This window comes from Streptomyces pseudovenezuelae, assembly GCF_029892565.1.
Lineage (GTDB): Bacteria > Actinomycetota > Actinomycetes > Streptomycetales > Streptomycetaceae > Streptomyces > Streptomyces pseudovenezuelae_A.
On record NZ_JARXVH010000001.1, the window covers coordinates 710,195 to 724,326 of the forward strand.

The window sequence follows — 14,132 nt, forward strand, 5'->3', positions numbered from 1 at the left end:
CTCCCCCGCTCAGTGCTTGAGGATCTTTGACAGGAAGTCCTTCGCGCGGTCGCTGCGCGGGTTGGTGAAGAACTCCTCGGGGGTGCGGTCCTCCACGACACGGCCGTCGGCCATGAACACGACGCGGTGGGCGGCGGATCGGGCGAAGCCCATCTCGTGGGTGACGACGACCATCGTCATGCCGTCACGGGCCAACTGCCGCATGACCTCCAGCACTTCGTTGATCATCTCGGGGTCGAGGGCGGAGGTGGGCTCGTCGAACAGGAGCGCCTTGGGCTCCATGGCGAGGGCACGCGCGATGGCCACGCGCTGCTGCTGGCCGCCGGAGAGCTGCGCCGGGTACTTGGGCGCCTGGGAGGCGAGGCCGACACGGTCGAGCAGTTCGAGGGAGCGCTTGTCGGCGTCGTCGCGCTTGCGGCGGCGCACCTTCGTCTGGGCCAGCGAGACGTTCTGCAGCACCGTCTTGTGGGCGAAGAGGTTGAAGGACTGGAAGACCATGCCGACGTCCGCGCGGAGCTTGGCGAGCGCCTTGCCCTCCTCGGGCAGCGGCCGTCCGTCCAGCAGGATGGTGCCGGACTGGATGGTCTCGAGGCGGTTGACCGTCCTGCACAGTGTCGACTTCCCCGACCCCGAAGGGCCGATGACCACGACCACCTCCCCCTTGCCGACGGTGAGGTTGATGTCCTGCAGGACATGCAGCTCCCCGTAGTACTTGTTGACGTCACGCAGTTCGATCAACGGATCGACGGCCATTCGCAGCCCTACTCACTCTCAGCTGTGTCGTGGTTGCCGCAAACTATCCACACCGGAGAGGAGTTAACGCACGACACGCACTTTTCGGGCATTAGCCGTATTTACGTCGAACTACGGGTCAAAGGTTCACACCTCGGAGACCTCCGCGTACAACTGGGAGAGTTCGGGAACTCCGCAGTCCGCCCAGTCGTGGCCGGACTCGACGACGTCGAACTCGCGCCCGGAGGCGAGCCGGACGACGGGCTGGCCGTCCTCCCGGATCTCCCAGGCGGCGCCGTCCACGGTGCGCACGATGACGGTGCCCAGATAGAGGCCGGCGTCGTTGCCGAGCCACGGCAGCGTCTCCGCGTCGTCCCGCCAGCGCGGCAGGAGTTGGTCCAGCGCCTCCAGCGAGGCCACCGTGTCGTCGAGCCGGACGCCCTCCTGGGACGCCTGTGAGCGGAGCAGTTCGCACTCGGAGAGGAGTCCGGCGATGCCCTCCGCGTCATGCACCGGCGGGATCTCGCGACGCTTGCCCAGGAAAGGGATGTTCATACGTTCAGCCTCGCACCGGGTACCGCCCGCGCACCACAGGCGCGCGGGCCATGGATTCGGCAAGAAGGAGGGCGTGCGACCGAGCGGCGCCCGGCCCGTGAGTGTCTCCCGTGCATCGCTGTGACCTCCCCTTACCGTCTGCACGTCAGTGCTCACTGTGCGAAAGGAGACCGGACGTGCGACGACGGTCCTTGGGACGAGAAATCACCGCGATCGGGGTCGTACTGCTCGGTCTGGTCACGGTGGCCGGGCCCGCGGGTGCGCAGGCCACGGCGCGCCCGGAGACCGCGCGCGCCGTGGAGCCGCTCCCGCTGGAGCAGCTCTTCGACAACACGGCCGTCAGCGACGACGCCCTCCCGGGCACGGCCGACTTCGACGGCTCGGGCGCCTCGCTGTCGGCGCGGGACCTCACGGCCGCGGGCTGGACACGCGGCCGCACGCTCACCGTGCAGGGCGCCGAACTGACCTGGCCCGACCGCCGGCCGGGCGAGCCGGACAACGTACGCGCCGCCGGCCAGTCCGTCCTCGTGACCGGCACCGGCGACGCGCTCGCCTTCCTCGCCACGGCCACGGGCGGCGCCGCGGCGACCGGCTCGGGCACGGTCTCCTACGCCGACGGCAGCACATCGACGTACCGGCTGACCGCCCCCGACTGGCGCACCGGCCCCCTCGCCACCAAGGCCGTCGCCCTCCCCCACATCAACGGCCCCGCCGGTCAACTCACCACGCAGGCACGGCTGTACGTCGTCACCGTCCCGATCGCGCCGGGGCGCGAGGTCGTCTCGGTGCGGCTGCCGAGCGCGGCCGGCCTGCATATGTTCGCGCTGTCCGTGCGGGCCAAGTCGACGGGCTGGACGGGGAGTTGGACGGCCTCGACCTCCGGATATCCGGCGGTGGGGCCGTGGACCGACCGGACGCTGCGGCTCGTGGTGCACGCCTCGGTGGGCGGGCCGCGGGTGCGTCTGCGGTTCGACAACACCTTCGCGGCGGCGCCGGTACGGATCGGGAGCGCGACGGTGGCGCTGCAGGCGGCGGGGGCGACCACGCGGGACGTGCCGGTCGCGTTGTCCTTCGGGGGCGCGGCGGGCGTCGAAATCCCGGCGGGGGCCGAGGTGTTCACCGATCCGCTCGGCTTCGAGGTGCCCGCCGACGCCAATCTGCTGGTGAGCTTTCATCTGCCGGACACGGTGGCGGCAGTGGCCGAGCACCGGCTCGCCAAGCAGCGGTCGTACCTGAGCGAGCCGGGCGACCACACGGCGGACGGTGCCTCGACGGCGTACACCACGACCCTGACCACCTGGCCGCTGCTGACCGGTGTGGACGTGAGCGGTGGGCCCGGGTCCGTGGTGCTGCTCGGGGACTCGATCACCGACGGCGCCGGGTCCACGACGGACTCCAACCGGCGGTGGCCCAACGCGCTGGCCACCAGGCTGCTGGCGCAGAGCGCGGTGCCGCGGTACGGGGTGCTGAACCAGGGGATCTCCGGCAACCGCGTGGTCGCCGAGATCTATCACGGCGACGGGATCTCGACCGACGCGACCGGGGTCAATGCCCTCAACCGGCTCGACCGGGACGTCCTCGCCCAGACCTCGGTACGGACGGCGATCGTCTTCGAGGGCGTGAACGACGTGCGCTGGCAGGCGACGGCCGCGCAGGTGGTCGCGGGGCTGCGGGAGATCGCGGAGCGTGGTCACGAGCGGGGGCTGCGGATGCTGGTGGCCACGATCCTGCCCTGCGCGGGCGAGGCGCGGTGCACGGCCGCCGTCGACACCCAGCGGGCCGCCGTCAACGCCTGGATCCGGGACGCCGACGTGTTCGACGGTGTCCTCGACTTCGACGCGGCACTGCGCGACCCCGGCCAACCGGCGCGCCTGCTGCCCGCGTACGACGGCGGGGACCATCTGCATCCGGGCGAGGCGGGACTGGCCGCGCTGGCGGGGGCGGTGGACCTGACGCTCCTCTAGCGGCCCGAGAGGGTCAGGCTAGGGCGCCGGTCGCCGCCGTGGCCGCTACGGCACGTCCAGGTCGACCACCACGGGCGCGTGGTCCGAGGCGCCCTTGCCCTTGCGCTCCTCGCGGTCCACGTAGGAGTCGGTGACCGCCTTGGCGAACGGCTCGTTGCCGTACACCAGGTCGATGCGCATGCCCCGGTTCTTGGGGAAGGCGAGCTGGCGGTAGTCCCAGTACGTGTACGGGTGGTCGTACTTGAGGGGCCTCGGTACGACGTCCGACAGGCCCACCTCGCGCAGGGTGGCGAGGGCGGCGCGCTCGGGCGCGGTGACGTGGGTGAGGCCCTCGAAGGCGGCCACGTCGTAGACGTCGTCGTCCGTCGGCGCCACGTTGTAGTCACCCAGGATCGCGAAGGGGCGGCTGCCGGTGGCGTCGCCCGCGACGGCCGCCTTCAGGGCCTCGAACCACTGGAGCTTGTAGGCGTAGTGGGGGTGGTCCACCTCGCGTCCGTTCGGCACGTACACCGACCAGACGCGGACCCCGCCGCAGGTCGCCGAGACCGCGCGGGGCTCCTCGGCGCCGTCGTACTCGGGGCCGCCGGGCAGGCCCTTGACGACGTCCTCCAGGCCCACCCGGGACAGCACCGCCACGCCGTTCCACCGGCCGGTCGCGTTGACCGCCGCCTCGTAGCCCAGCTCGCGCAGCTGGTCGAACGGGAACCGCGCCTCGGCCAGCTTGGCCTCCTGGAGGCACAGCACGTCCGTGCCGCTGCTCTCCAGCCAGGCCAGCAGCCTCGGCAGGCGGGCGGTGATCGAGTTCACGTTCCAGGTCGCGATACGCATGCCTCACAACCTACCGGGCGGGTCTGACAACCCGGTCTCAGACCTCCGCGGAGGCTCCCGGCGCGAGCCGAAGATGCTCCGCGCCGCCGAGCGCGCCGATCTGGTGGTCGTAGATCGGGCGGGCCAGGTCGGTGAGGAGGGCGTCGTGAATGTCGTAGGCACGCTGCGGCTTGACCTCACGGACGTAATCGATGACCTCGGAGATCTTGCTCCAGGGCGCCATCACCGGGAGCATCAGCGTCTCGACCTGCTGGTCGGGGACGGTGAGGGCGTCGCCGGGGTGGAAGACCTTGCCGCCGTCGACGAGGAACCCGACGTTGGTGATGCGCGGGATGTCCGGGTGGATCACCGCGTGCAGCTCGCCGTGCACCTGGACGTCGAAGCCGGCGGCGGTGAAGGTGTCGCCGTGACCGACGGTGTGCACGCGGCCCGGGAACGCGGCCGAGAGCTGCTGCGCCACAGAGGCGAGGGTCCAGATCTCGACGGCCGGATCGGCGTCCAGGGCCGCGCGCAGCCGGCCCTCGTCGAAGTGGTCGGGGTGCTCGTGCGTGACCAGGATCGCGTCCGCGCCGACGGTGGCGTCCTCCTCGGTGAACCCTCCGGGGTCGAGGACGAGCGTCCGACCGCCCTTTTCGAGACGTACGCACGCGTGCGACTTCTTCGTGAGCTTCATGGTGCCCATCCTGCCGCCTCGCGCGCGGGGGCGGGCGGTCGAGGCTGGTGCCTTCGCTGCCAGGCTGGGGCGGTGGATGCGCATGCGGTTACGACGACGGCCGCGGCCGATCACTCCGTCGGGGTCGTCTCCTCCCGGATGACCTGCTGCGCCACCTTGAAGGCGCTGTTCGCGGCGGGCACACCGCAGTAGACGGCCGCCTGCAGGAGCACCTCTTTGATCTCGACGGGGGTCAGACCGTTGCGCAGGGCGGCACGGGTGTGGAAGGCCAGTTCGTCCAGGTGGCCGCCCGCGACCAGGGCGGTGAGGGTGACACAGCTGCGGGAGCGTCGGTCGAGGCCGGGCCGGTCCCAGATCTCGCCCCACGCGTATCTGGTGATGAACTCCTGGAAGTCGCCGGAGAACTCATCGGCCTGCGCCAGCGCCCGGTCGACATGCGCGTCGCCGAGCACCTCCCGGCGGACCTTGATCCCGGCGTCGTACGGATCGGGCCGCCCCATCGGCAGGGCCTGCGGCGGTACGACGGCGGGGGCGATCTCGGCGATCGGCACGGAGTGCAGGGGCGGCGCGCTCAGGACGGGCTTGACCGGGACCGGAGGGATGGCCATCTGGCCGGTGGACGAGTCGAAGGCGGGCTGCCAGGCGGTGGAGAAGTGCCGGACCAGGAGGTCGGTGACCGCGGCGGGCTGTTCGACCGGGACCAGGTGGGAGGCGCCGGGGACGACGGCGAGCCGGGCGTCCGGTATGCCGGCGACCAGCGTGCGGGCCTCGGCGGGGCCGGTGACCTGGTCGTCCGAACCGACCAGGACCAGGGTCGGTACGCCGATCCGGGACAGCTCGGACCGTACGTCGAACGCGGCGAGCGCCTCGCAGGCGGCGATGTAGCAACCGGGGTCCGTGGTCCGCACCATCTGTACGGCCCAGTCGGTGATCGCGGGCTGCGCGGCGGCGAACCCGGTGGTGAACCAGCGGTCGGGGGACGTACGGGCGATGGGGTCGAGGCCGTTCGTCCGCACGATCACCCCCCGCTGGCGGAACTCGTCGGCCGTGCCGAAGCGCGGCGAGGCGGCGAGCAGCGCGAGCGAGGCGACCCGCTCCGGGTGGCGCAGCGCCAGCTCCATGCCGACCGCACCGGCGAACGCGCAGCCCGCATAGCCGAAGCGCTGCACGCCGAGCGCGTCGAGGGTGGCCAGCAGCCGGGCCGCGAGATCCGACACCGAGCCGGCCGGATAGGCGGGTGCACCGCCGTGTCCGGGCAGGTCGTAGCGGAACACGCGCCACTGCTTCACCAGCTCGGGGACCTGGCGATCCCACATGTGCCACGTCGTTCCGAGGGAGGGACCGAGGATGAGGACCGGGGCGTCTTCCGGGCCGTCGAAGCGGTACTGAAGGGCGGGGGTCTTCGTCTCACTCACCGCTCCACGCTAACCGGCGTTCCTGGGTGCCCGACCGTGGAGCCCCCAGTCCTTACACCCCACTACCGAACATCACCGACGAACCCACACATCGCCTTCACGGGAGGGTGCCGCCGCCGCGGTCAGAGGTCGTTCGGTGAGCCCAGGCCCGTCAGGGCGCCCACCGGGTCCAGGTCGGGGGTGCCTCGGGGCCACCAGTCGTCGTCGCCCGGTTCGGACTCGTAGGCGTACCAGAGGCCGTCGCGGCCCAGGCGGAGCTGGACGTGGCCGCGCGGGTGGGTGAGGTGGTTGTGCCAGGGGCGGAAGGCGGGGAGGTCGGCGGCGAGGAGGAGCGGGCGGGCGCGGTCGAAGCGGCCGGCCGGCGGGTCCCACGACTCTTCGAGGACGGCGAGTCCCTCCGGCCCGCCCTGCCGCCAGGCGGCGACCGCGCGGGCCAGGTCGGCCGGGGTGCGGTCCGCGGCTGTGGCGAGGGAGGCGTAGAGCGCGCGGGTGCCCGCGGTGAGGCCGGAGCCGGGACGGGCGGCGGCGAGCCGGACCGCGTCCTGCCACAGCGTCAGCTCCGCCACCGGATCGCGGCCCGTACTGAGCAGGGCGTGGGCGCGCGCTGCCGCGTCGGTCGCCAACTGGTCCAGAGCGAAGGGGTCCGGGCCGCCCGGAGCCGCCGGATAGACCGGGGGCTGTTCGGGATGCGCCGGCACCGGCAACGGATGCGGCAGGCGCGGGAATTCGCGTCGGGCGATGGCTTCGCTGGCACGTACGCCGGGCACCGGGGGCGGTTCCTGCTCCCGCGCTGCGCGGGCCGCCCGGGTGGCGCTCAGCCGGGAGAGCGCGTCGAGCAACTCGCGCTCGCCGCGCCCGCGCAGCAGAAGCAGTACGAAGGGGTCGGCGTCGAGCAGACGGGCCGTCTGGTAGCAGAGGGCGGCGGCGTGCTTGCAGGGGTGGCCTCGGTCGGGGCAACTGCAGTGCGGTTCTAGATCGCCCGCCTCGGGCAGCAACGGCACCCCGCAGTCGGCGAGCGAGTGGGGCAACTCCTTGTCCAGCAGCGCGGCGATGTGCCCGGGGCGCTCGGCGGCGGCGTCCAGGAACAGCTCCCAGTCCTGGTCGGACAGCGTGCGCAACCGCACCTGCACGCGATACGGGCGCGGCCGGCTGCCCTGCACGTACGCGAGGACCAACCCGGGCGTGACCGTGATGGCGTCCACATGCCCCTGCTCGGCGTAACTCCGCCCACGCACCAGCCGCTTGACGTCCAGCGCACCCTCTTCCAACGCCGTGACCCACGCGTTGCCCCACCACGTCTCCGCGAAGCCGGACCCGGCTTCAGCACCGGCTTCGGCCTCGGCCTCGGCGCGGTTCGGGAGCGCCGGGAAGGTGCGGCGCAGCTCGCCGTCGCGGGTGGGGGCGGCCATCGAGTGGAGGAGGCGAGGTGCGGCGGGGTCGAGAGCGTCGGACGGGGACGCAGCAAGGTCTAGGTCCTGCCGAGACTCCGAACTCGCCTTGTCCGTCCGGTCATTGTGGTCGTGCTCCGTCTCCGCGTAGTCGAACTCCGGCTCCTCATCTGGCATACGGAAGGCCCCGGCGAGCAACTCCCGTACGTCACGCGCCTGTACGCCGGCGGACCGACGGTTCATGGAAGGGGGCGCGGGGTGACGGTGGCGGCGAGCGGCGGCTTCGGCTCCCGCCTGTCCGGTATCCGTCCGAGCCTGTCGTGCCTCGCTCCGGGCGGCCCGCAGAGCCTCGCGTACGGCATCGGCGGGGCGCGTGCCTGCGGCGCGTGTCGAAAGTTGGCCACTGGCTGAGACGTCCAGGTCGTCCGGGGAATCCGAAGACGGGGAAGGGGACGGGGACCGTACGGCTCCCGCCTCCACGCCGGTCGACTTCGCGCCCGTCGACTCGACGTCTGTCGGTTCGGCGTCGGTCGGTTCGGCGTCGGTCGACTCAGCGGCGGGGGTGTCGCCCTCGGCATCAACTGCCCGTTCGGGATCGCCCTCCCCCAGACCACGCCGGGCAGAGATCGCGCGCCGCAGCGCCTCCCGCGCGGCATCACCGGGCCGTGCCGCCTCGGCATCCGGAGCGGGCTCGGCGATGGCCGGTCCCGCCGCCAACTCCGATTCCGACCCCAGCCCCGACGCCGGCTCCAACCCTCGTTCCAACCCCAGCCCCGGTTCCGACGCCGACTCCGGCTCCACCCCAGGTCCCGACTGCGCCTGCGCCTCCTCACGCTCCTCGCCCGGGACCGCCTCCCGCCCCTCCCGGGCTTCCCGTGCCTCCCGCAGCGCGCGCCGCACCCGGTCGGCCGGACTGGGGGTCATGACGGCCTCCGCAGGGACACCAGGTCGGACAGCTCGCGGTCGGTCAGTTCCGTGAGGGCCGACTCGCCGGAGCCGAGGATCGCGTCGGCGAGGGCGCGCTTGGCCTCCAGCATCTCGGCGATGCGGTCCTCGACCGTGCCCTCGGTGATGAGGCGGTGCACCTGGACGGGCTGGGTCTGGCCGATGCGGTAGGCGCGGTCGGTGGCCTGTTCCTCCACCGCCGGGTTCCACCAGCGGTCGAAGTGGACGACGTGACCCGCGCGGGTGAGGTTCAGGCCGGTGCCCGCGGCCTTCAGGGACAGGACGAGGACAGGTGTCGCGCCGTCCTGGAAGCGGTCCACCATGCGTTCACGCTCGGGCACCGGCGTGCCGCCGTGGAGGAGTTCCACCGGAACCGCGCGGGCGCCCAGGTGGGAGGTGATCAGCCGGGCCATCCCGACGTACTGCGTGAAGACGATCGCCGAGCCGTCCTCCGCCAGCACCGTGTCCAACAGCTCGTCGAGCAGGGCGAGTTTGCCGGAGCGGTCGAGCAGGCCGTCGCCGCGCGCCTCCTCCTTCAGGTACAGCGCGGGGTGGTCGCAGATCTGCTTCAGCGCGCCCAACAGCTTGAGCACCAGGCCTCGGCGCGCGATGCCCTCGGTGGTCTCGATGGCCAGCATCGACTCCCGCACCACCGCCTCGTACAAGGCGGCCTGTTCGCGGGTGAGCGGCACCGGGTGGTCCGTCTCCGTCTTGGGCGGCAGTTCGGGGACGATGCCGGGGTCGGACTTCTTGCGGCGCAGCAGGAAGGGACGGACCAGGCGGGCGAGGCGCTGCACCGCCTCCTCGTCCTCGCCGTTCTCCACCGCGCGCGCGTGCCGGGCGCGGAAGGACTTCAGGGGGCCGAGGAGTCCCGGTGTCGTCCAGTCGAGCAGGGCCCACAGCTCGGACAGGTTGTTCTCCACCGGTGTACCGGTGAGGGCCACGCGCGCCGGGGAGGGGATCGTGCGCAGGGCCTTCGCCGTTGCCGAGTAGGGGTTCTTGACGTGCTGGGCCTCGTCCGCGACGACCATGCCCCAGTGCTGCTCGGCCAGTCGCGCTGCCGCCGTCCGCATGGTGCCGTATGTCGTCAGGACGAAGCCGTCGGTCACCTCGTCCAGCGAGCGGTCCGGGCCGTGGAAGCGGCGGACGGGGACGCCGGGGGCGAAACGGGTGATCTCCCGCTGCCAGTTGCCCAGCAGGGAGGCCGGGCAGATCACCAACGTCGGTTCGCTGTGCGCACGTTTGAGGTGCAGGGCGATGAGGGTGATCGTCTTGCCGAGGCCCATGTCGTCGGCGAGGCAGCCGCCGAGGCCCAGGGTGGTCATGAGGTCCAGCCAGGCCAGGCCCCGGAGTTGGTAGTCCCTGAGGCGGGCGTCGAGTCCCGGCGGGGGTTCGGCCGGGAGCACTCCGGTCGTCAGGCGGTCGCGCAGGGCGGCCAGGGCACCGACCGGTACCGCCTCGACGGTCTCGCCGTCCACCTCCGCGCTGCCGGTGAGCGCGACGGAGAGGGCGTCGACCGGGTCGAGCAGGCCCAGTTCGCGCTTGCGGGCCTTGCGGACCAGGGCCGGGTCGACGAGCACCCAGCGGTCCCGCAGCCGCACGACCGGCCGGTGGGCCTCGGCCAGCGCATCCATCTCGGCGTCGCTGAGCGGGTCACCGCCCAGCGCCAACTGCCAGCGGAACTGGAGGAGTTCCTCGCTCTCGAAGAAGCCCGTGCCGTCGGTCGCCGAGCCGGGGGCCGACCGGACCACCGCGGCCGCCGAGAGGTCCTGCGCCAGGTCCCGGGGCCAGTGCACCGCGACCCCGGCCGCCGCGAGCCGCGTCGCCGCCACGCCCAGCAGGTCGCCCAACTCCTCGTCCGACAGGGCCAGTACGTCCGGCACGTCCTGCTCGCCGAGCCGGTCGAGGGGCGGCCAGATGCGGGCCGCGCGCCGCACGGCGAGGGCCGCGTCCACACGCGCGCGTGGACCGAACGCCGCGTCCGCCTCGCCCGCCCACAGCGCCGCCGCGTCGACGACGAGGGTGGGGTCGGCGAGGCTGTGCACCTGGACGATCGCCGCACCCGCGGTGCGCACCCGCTCGCCCCCGTCGAACAGCTCGTACGCCGACAGGTCCAGGCGGAGCGACACCCGCACGCCCGCGTCCATGCCGGCGGCGACCTCGGCGGCCCAGTCCTGCGCATTCGGCAGCCGCTGCGGGCGGCGGTCCGCGAAGGGCCGGCCGGAGACGTGCGGTGCGGCGGGGGTGCGGGGCAGGGTGTCGGCGACCGCGTCCAGGAAGGAGCGCATCAGCGCCTCCGGCTCGGGCAGCCGGAGCGGGCCGGGGCCGGGCAGCGGGACCGGATGGCCCTCGTACGGCAGGGCCGCGGCGACCGCCCTGAGGTGCGCGATGTCGGCCTGGTCCAGGGGGCCTGCCCGCCACGCGTCGTGGCCGGTGGCCGTCAGTCCGGGCAGCAGCCGGCCGCGCGCGGTGAGCCGCAGCGCGTGCAGTGTGGCCGCGCCCCAGCAGGCGGTGGCCGGGTGGGCGGCCGGGTCGCGCCGGGCCCGGACGAGGAGGGGCAGGGCCTCGCCGACCGGGAGGGTGAGGGCGGGTGCGGTCCTGCGCCGTACTCCGGCGCCGTGCGGTCGTACGACCGTGAGTTCGGTGTCTCCGACGGCGGGCAGTTCTCCGCCCTCCGGGTCCCAGAAGGCGACCCGCCCGTCGCGCGGCAGGGGTGCGGGCAGGAAGACGGCCGCCAGCCGGAGGGGGATCTCCTGCCCCGTCCGCTCGGCCACCGCAGCCGTCTCGCTCATACGACCTGTCACCTCCCGCCCGTGTGTCGGATCAGACGTCTTCGACTCTACGGGCGGCCTCTGACAATCGGCCCCGGCGACCGGCCGGGGCCGGCGTCCTACGGCACCGCGCGGGAGACGACGTACACCATGGGGTACATCGCGTTTTGCGTGTTCACGATCACGTCCTGCGTCGGCTTCGGGTTCTTCTGCTTGTGGGCGAGCCCGAAGCTGTCGCCGCCGCGGGCGCCGGGGCCCGCGAACTTCCAGCCGGTGACCTTCCGGTCGCGCTCGCCGATGGTGATGTGGCCCTTCTTCAGGTCGGCGCGGGTGACGCCCATGTCCTTGAGGAAGGCGTCCAGGCCCGCGTTCGTGGTCTGGAACTGCGCGTAGAGACGGCTGGTCTTCCAGTTGTTCGTCTCGTAGTAGGCGACCTGGTTCGACGGGTGCGGGATCGGCACCTGGTAGAGCCGGCGCTGGACCTTCGACGGCCAGCCCTCTCGGAGGCCGGTCGCGGAGTACTTGTCCTCCTTGTCCTTGCCGCTCTGCCGGCTCTGGTCGGCGGAGATCATCAGGTAGCCGGCGGGCACGCCGATCAGCAGCACGATGATGAGCAGGGTGAGCGCCCGCCGGCGGATCTTGTGGCGGCGGTCCTCGGCCGGCCCGGACGGTTCGTCGGGGGGTGCCGCCTGCCGCGGCAGCGATGCCGTCACGCGGTGTCCCTGGTCGAACGGCGGGCCTGCGTGTAGCGCTCGTACCGCTCGAATCGCTCGACCCGGCGGCGCTTGGCGCGGCGGAAGCGGCGGGCGACCAGGCGGGCCAGGTCGGCGGCGCCGACCATGCCGGCCTCGGGGCCCAGTTGGGCGCGGGCGATGCGCGCCTCTGGGCGGTAGCCGCGGCCGGTGAGCTGGCGCTTGAAGGCGTCCCGCGCGGGGCCGATCAGCAGGTCGTCGGCCGCGCTGACGCCGCCGCCGATGACGAAGCAGGAGGGGTCCAGGGCGGCGGCCAGGTTGGCGATGCCGACGCCGAGCCACTGACCGATGTCCTGGAGCAACTCGATGCACATCGCGTCGCCCTCACGGGCCAGCTCGGTGATCATCGGGCCGGTGATGTCGTCGATGTTGCCCTTGACGTGCTCGATGATCCCGTAGGCGACCGGGGAGTCGGCGGCGGCCAGTTCCTTGGCCTCGCGGACCAGGGCGTTGCCTGAGCTGTACTGCTCCCAGCAGCCGCGGTTTCCGCACGGGCAGCGGTGGCCGCCGGGCACGACCTGCATATGGCCGAACTCGCCCGCGACGCCGTACTTGCCCCGCTTGACCTGGCCGTCCTCCAGTATCGCGCCGCCGATACCGGTGCCCAGCGTGATCATGACCAGGTGGTCCTCACCGCGGCCTGCACCAAAGCGCCACTCGGCCCAGGCCGCGGAGTTGGCGTCGTTGTCGACCAGGACGGGCACGGCGAGGCGGCCGGCGAGGCGGTCGCGCAGCGGCTCGTTTCGCCAGGAGAGGTGGGGCGCGAAGAGGATGCGGTTGCGGTCGGCGTCGACCCAGCCGGCCGCGCCGATGCCCACCGCGTGCACGTCGTGGCGGTCGGACAGGTCCAGGACCAGTTCGACGATGGTGTCCTCGACGACCTTGGGGCTCTTGGACTTGTCCGGCGTCTCCGCGCGCACCTTCTCAAGGATGTTGCCGTCGGCGTCCACGACGCCGGCCATCACCTTGGTGCCGCCGATGTCGATGCCGACGGTGGGGACGCGGGGGGCGGTCAGGTGTGACCGGCGTTCCCTCGTCCCGACCGTGCGGAGCGCTGGCGCGCGGCGGGAGCCTATGGGGGCGGTGAAGTTGCCGTAGGTGCTCATCAAGGCCCGATTCTGCCTCACCGTGACTCACAGTGCTGTACGGGGGAGCAAAGGGGGGCGCGCGAGGGGTGCCGGGTGCGGGTCCACCGTGGCTTGTCGCGCGGTTCCCCGCGCCCCTGAGGGCGTTGCAGCGCAGGACGTCAGGTTGTCCTGACATTGCGACCAATCGCACCCCTCAGAGGGCGGCCATCAGGACCGTACCAGCGTCGCGCTCATGACCGTACGAACACGGTCCTCAGGGCCGTACAAGGAGCTGGAATTCGAACGAGTAGCGCGTCGGACGGTAGGTGTGGGTGCCGAATTCGACCGCTCGGCCGGTGTCGTCGAAGGTGACGCGTTGCATGGTGAGCAGGGGGGCACCCTCTGGCTCGGCGAGGCGTTCGGCCTCGGCGGCGGTGGCGGCGCGGGCGCCGATGGTCTGGCGGGCGCTGTGCAGGGTGATGCCGACGGCGCGCATCATGCGGTAGAGGCCGGTGGCCTCCAGCTGGTCGGTGTTCAGGTCGAGCAGGCCAGGCGGCATGAAGTTGCACAGGTACGCCATCGGCTCGCCGTGCGCGAGACGCAGCCGCTCCACCCGGTGCACGTCGCTGTCCTCGGCCACGCCCAGTGCGGCGGCGATCTCGGCGGTCGCCGGGACGATCGCGTTGACCAGCACCTTCGTCGCGGGGCGCTGCCCTGCCGCCTCCAGATCGTCGTAGAGGCTGCTGAGTTCCAGTGGCCGCTTGACCTGGCTGTGCACGACCTGCGTGCCGACGCCTCGGCGGCGCACCAGCAGGCCCTTGTCGACGAGCGACTGGATGGCCTGGCGGACGGTGGGCCGGGACAGACCCAGCCGGGCGGCCAGCTCGATCTCGTTGCCCAGCAGGCTGCCGGGGGTGAGCACTCCGTGTTCGATCGCGGCCTCCAGCTGCTGCGACAGCTGGAAGTACAGCGGCACCGGAGAACTCCGGTCCACACTGAGGTCGAGCGACACGGTGGGGTCCACTTCTGGTTTCGGCACGGG

At 72.4% G+C, this 14,132-nt stretch carries 11 protein-coding genes; 1 reads left to right on the forward strand and 10 read right to left on the reverse strand.

Annotated features, from left to right (window positions below; all coding sequences use genetic code 11):
- Window positions 1–9: 9 nt before the first annotated feature.
- On the reverse strand, window positions 10–753 hold the full coding sequence (locus tag M2283_RS03195; protein ID WP_280874379.1) for an amino acid ABC transporter ATP-binding protein: 744 nt from the start codon (window positions 751–753) through the stop codon (window positions 10–12).
- Between the two features lie 126 nt (window positions 754–879).
- Window positions 880–1,287 carry a DUF6278 family protein gene (locus tag M2283_RS03200; RefSeq protein ID WP_280874380.1) on the reverse strand — a complete coding sequence of 136 codons (408 nt, stop codon included), beginning with the start codon at window positions 1,285–1,287 and terminating at the stop codon, window positions 880–882.
- Between the two features lie 176 nt (window positions 1,288–1,463).
- Between M2283_RS03200 and M2283_RS03205 the strand changes: the two genes are divergently transcribed.
- The gene (locus tag M2283_RS03205; protein WP_432423014.1) at window positions 1,464–3,251 is read left to right on the forward strand and encodes a GDSL-type esterase/lipase family protein; all 1,788 of its coding nucleotides are present in this window, start codon (window positions 1,464–1,466) and stop codon (window positions 3,249–3,251) included.
- A 45-nt stretch (window positions 3,252–3,296) separates the two neighbouring features.
- Here the strand turns inward: M2283_RS03205 and M2283_RS03210 are convergent, their stop codons facing one another.
- The 8 genes from M2283_RS03210 to M2283_RS03245 all read right to left on the reverse strand — a co-directional run bounded on the left by M2283_RS03210 (window position 3,297) and on the right by M2283_RS03245 (window position 14,102).
- The gene (locus M2283_RS03210) at window positions 3,297–4,079 is read right to left on the reverse strand and encodes an exodeoxyribonuclease III (protein WP_280874381.1); all 783 of its coding nucleotides are present in this window, start codon (window positions 4,077–4,079) and stop codon (window positions 3,297–3,299) included.
- Window positions 4,080–4,116: 37 nt separating this feature from the next.
- Window positions 4,117–4,752 (reverse strand): MBL fold metallo-hydrolase, encoded by a 636-nt coding sequence (locus tag M2283_RS03215; RefSeq protein ID WP_280874382.1) that lies wholly within the window; start codon window positions 4,750–4,752, stop codon window positions 4,117–4,119.
- A 110-nt stretch (window positions 4,753–4,862) separates the two neighbouring features.
- On the reverse strand, window positions 4,863–6,167 hold the full coding sequence (gene pcaC, locus M2283_RS03220) for a 4-carboxymuconolactone decarboxylase (RefSeq protein WP_280874383.1): 1,305 nt from the start codon (window positions 6,165–6,167) through the stop codon (window positions 4,863–4,865).
- Window positions 6,168–6,289: 122 nt separating this feature from the next.
- Window positions 6,290–8,479, reverse strand: coding sequence for an SWIM zinc finger family protein (locus M2283_RS03225; protein ID WP_280874384.1), 2,190 nt, complete (start codon window positions 8,477–8,479; stop codon window positions 6,290–6,292).
- Window positions 8,476–11,292, reverse strand: a complete 2,817-nt coding sequence (locus M2283_RS03230) for a DEAD/DEAH box helicase (RefSeq protein ID WP_280874385.1) — start codon at window positions 11,290–11,292, stop codon at window positions 8,476–8,478. The genes M2283_RS03225 and M2283_RS03230 overlap by 4 nt, the downstream gene beginning before the upstream one ends.
- A 98-nt stretch (window positions 11,293–11,390) precedes the next feature.
- Window positions 11,391–11,984, reverse strand: coding sequence for a sugar kinase (locus M2283_RS03235; RefSeq protein ID WP_280874386.1), 594 nt, complete (start codon window positions 11,982–11,984; stop codon window positions 11,391–11,393).
- Complete coding sequence (locus M2283_RS03240) at window positions 11,981–13,129, reverse strand: ROK family glucokinase (RefSeq protein ID WP_280874387.1); 1,149 nt, start codon at window positions 13,127–13,129, stop codon at window positions 11,981–11,983. The genes M2283_RS03235 and M2283_RS03240 overlap by 4 nt, the downstream gene beginning before the upstream one ends.
- A 235-nt stretch (window positions 13,130–13,364) precedes the next feature.
- Window positions 13,365–14,102 carry a GntR family transcriptional regulator gene (locus M2283_RS03245; protein WP_280874709.1) on the reverse strand — a complete coding sequence of 246 codons (738 nt, stop codon included), beginning with the start codon at window positions 14,100–14,102 and terminating at the stop codon, window positions 13,365–13,367.
- Window positions 14,103–14,132 lie beyond the last annotated feature (30 nt).

Excerpts from the sequence above, each read along its gene's own strand:
- M2283_RS03240 (WP_280874387.1), bottom strand. The coding sequence starts at position 13,129 with ATGAGCACCTACGGCAACTTCACCGCCCCCATAGGCTCCCGCCGCGCG.
- M2283_RS03215 (WP_280874382.1), bottom strand. The coding sequence starts at position 4,752 with ATGAAGCTCACGAAGAAGTCGCACGCGTGCGTACGTCTCGAAAAGGGC.
- M2283_RS03210 (WP_280874381.1), bottom strand. The coding sequence starts at position 4,079 with ATGCGTATCGCGACCTGGAACGTGAACTCGATCACCGCCCGCCTGCCG.
- M2283_RS03230 (WP_280874385.1), bottom strand. The coding sequence starts at position 11,292 with ATGAGCGAGACGGCTGCGGTGGCCGAGCGGACGGGGCAGGAGATCCCC.
- M2283_RS03225 (WP_280874384.1), bottom strand. The coding sequence starts at position 8,479 with ATGACCCCCAGTCCGGCCGACCGGGTGCGGCGCGCGCTGCGGGAGGCA.
- M2283_RS03195 (WP_280874379.1), bottom strand. The coding sequence starts at position 753 with ATGGCCGTCGATCCGTTGATCGAACTGCGTGACGTCAACAAGTACTAC.
- M2283_RS03200 (WP_280874380.1), bottom strand. The coding sequence starts at position 1,287 with ATGAACATCCCTTTCCTGGGCAAGCGTCGCGAGATCCCGCCGGTGCAT.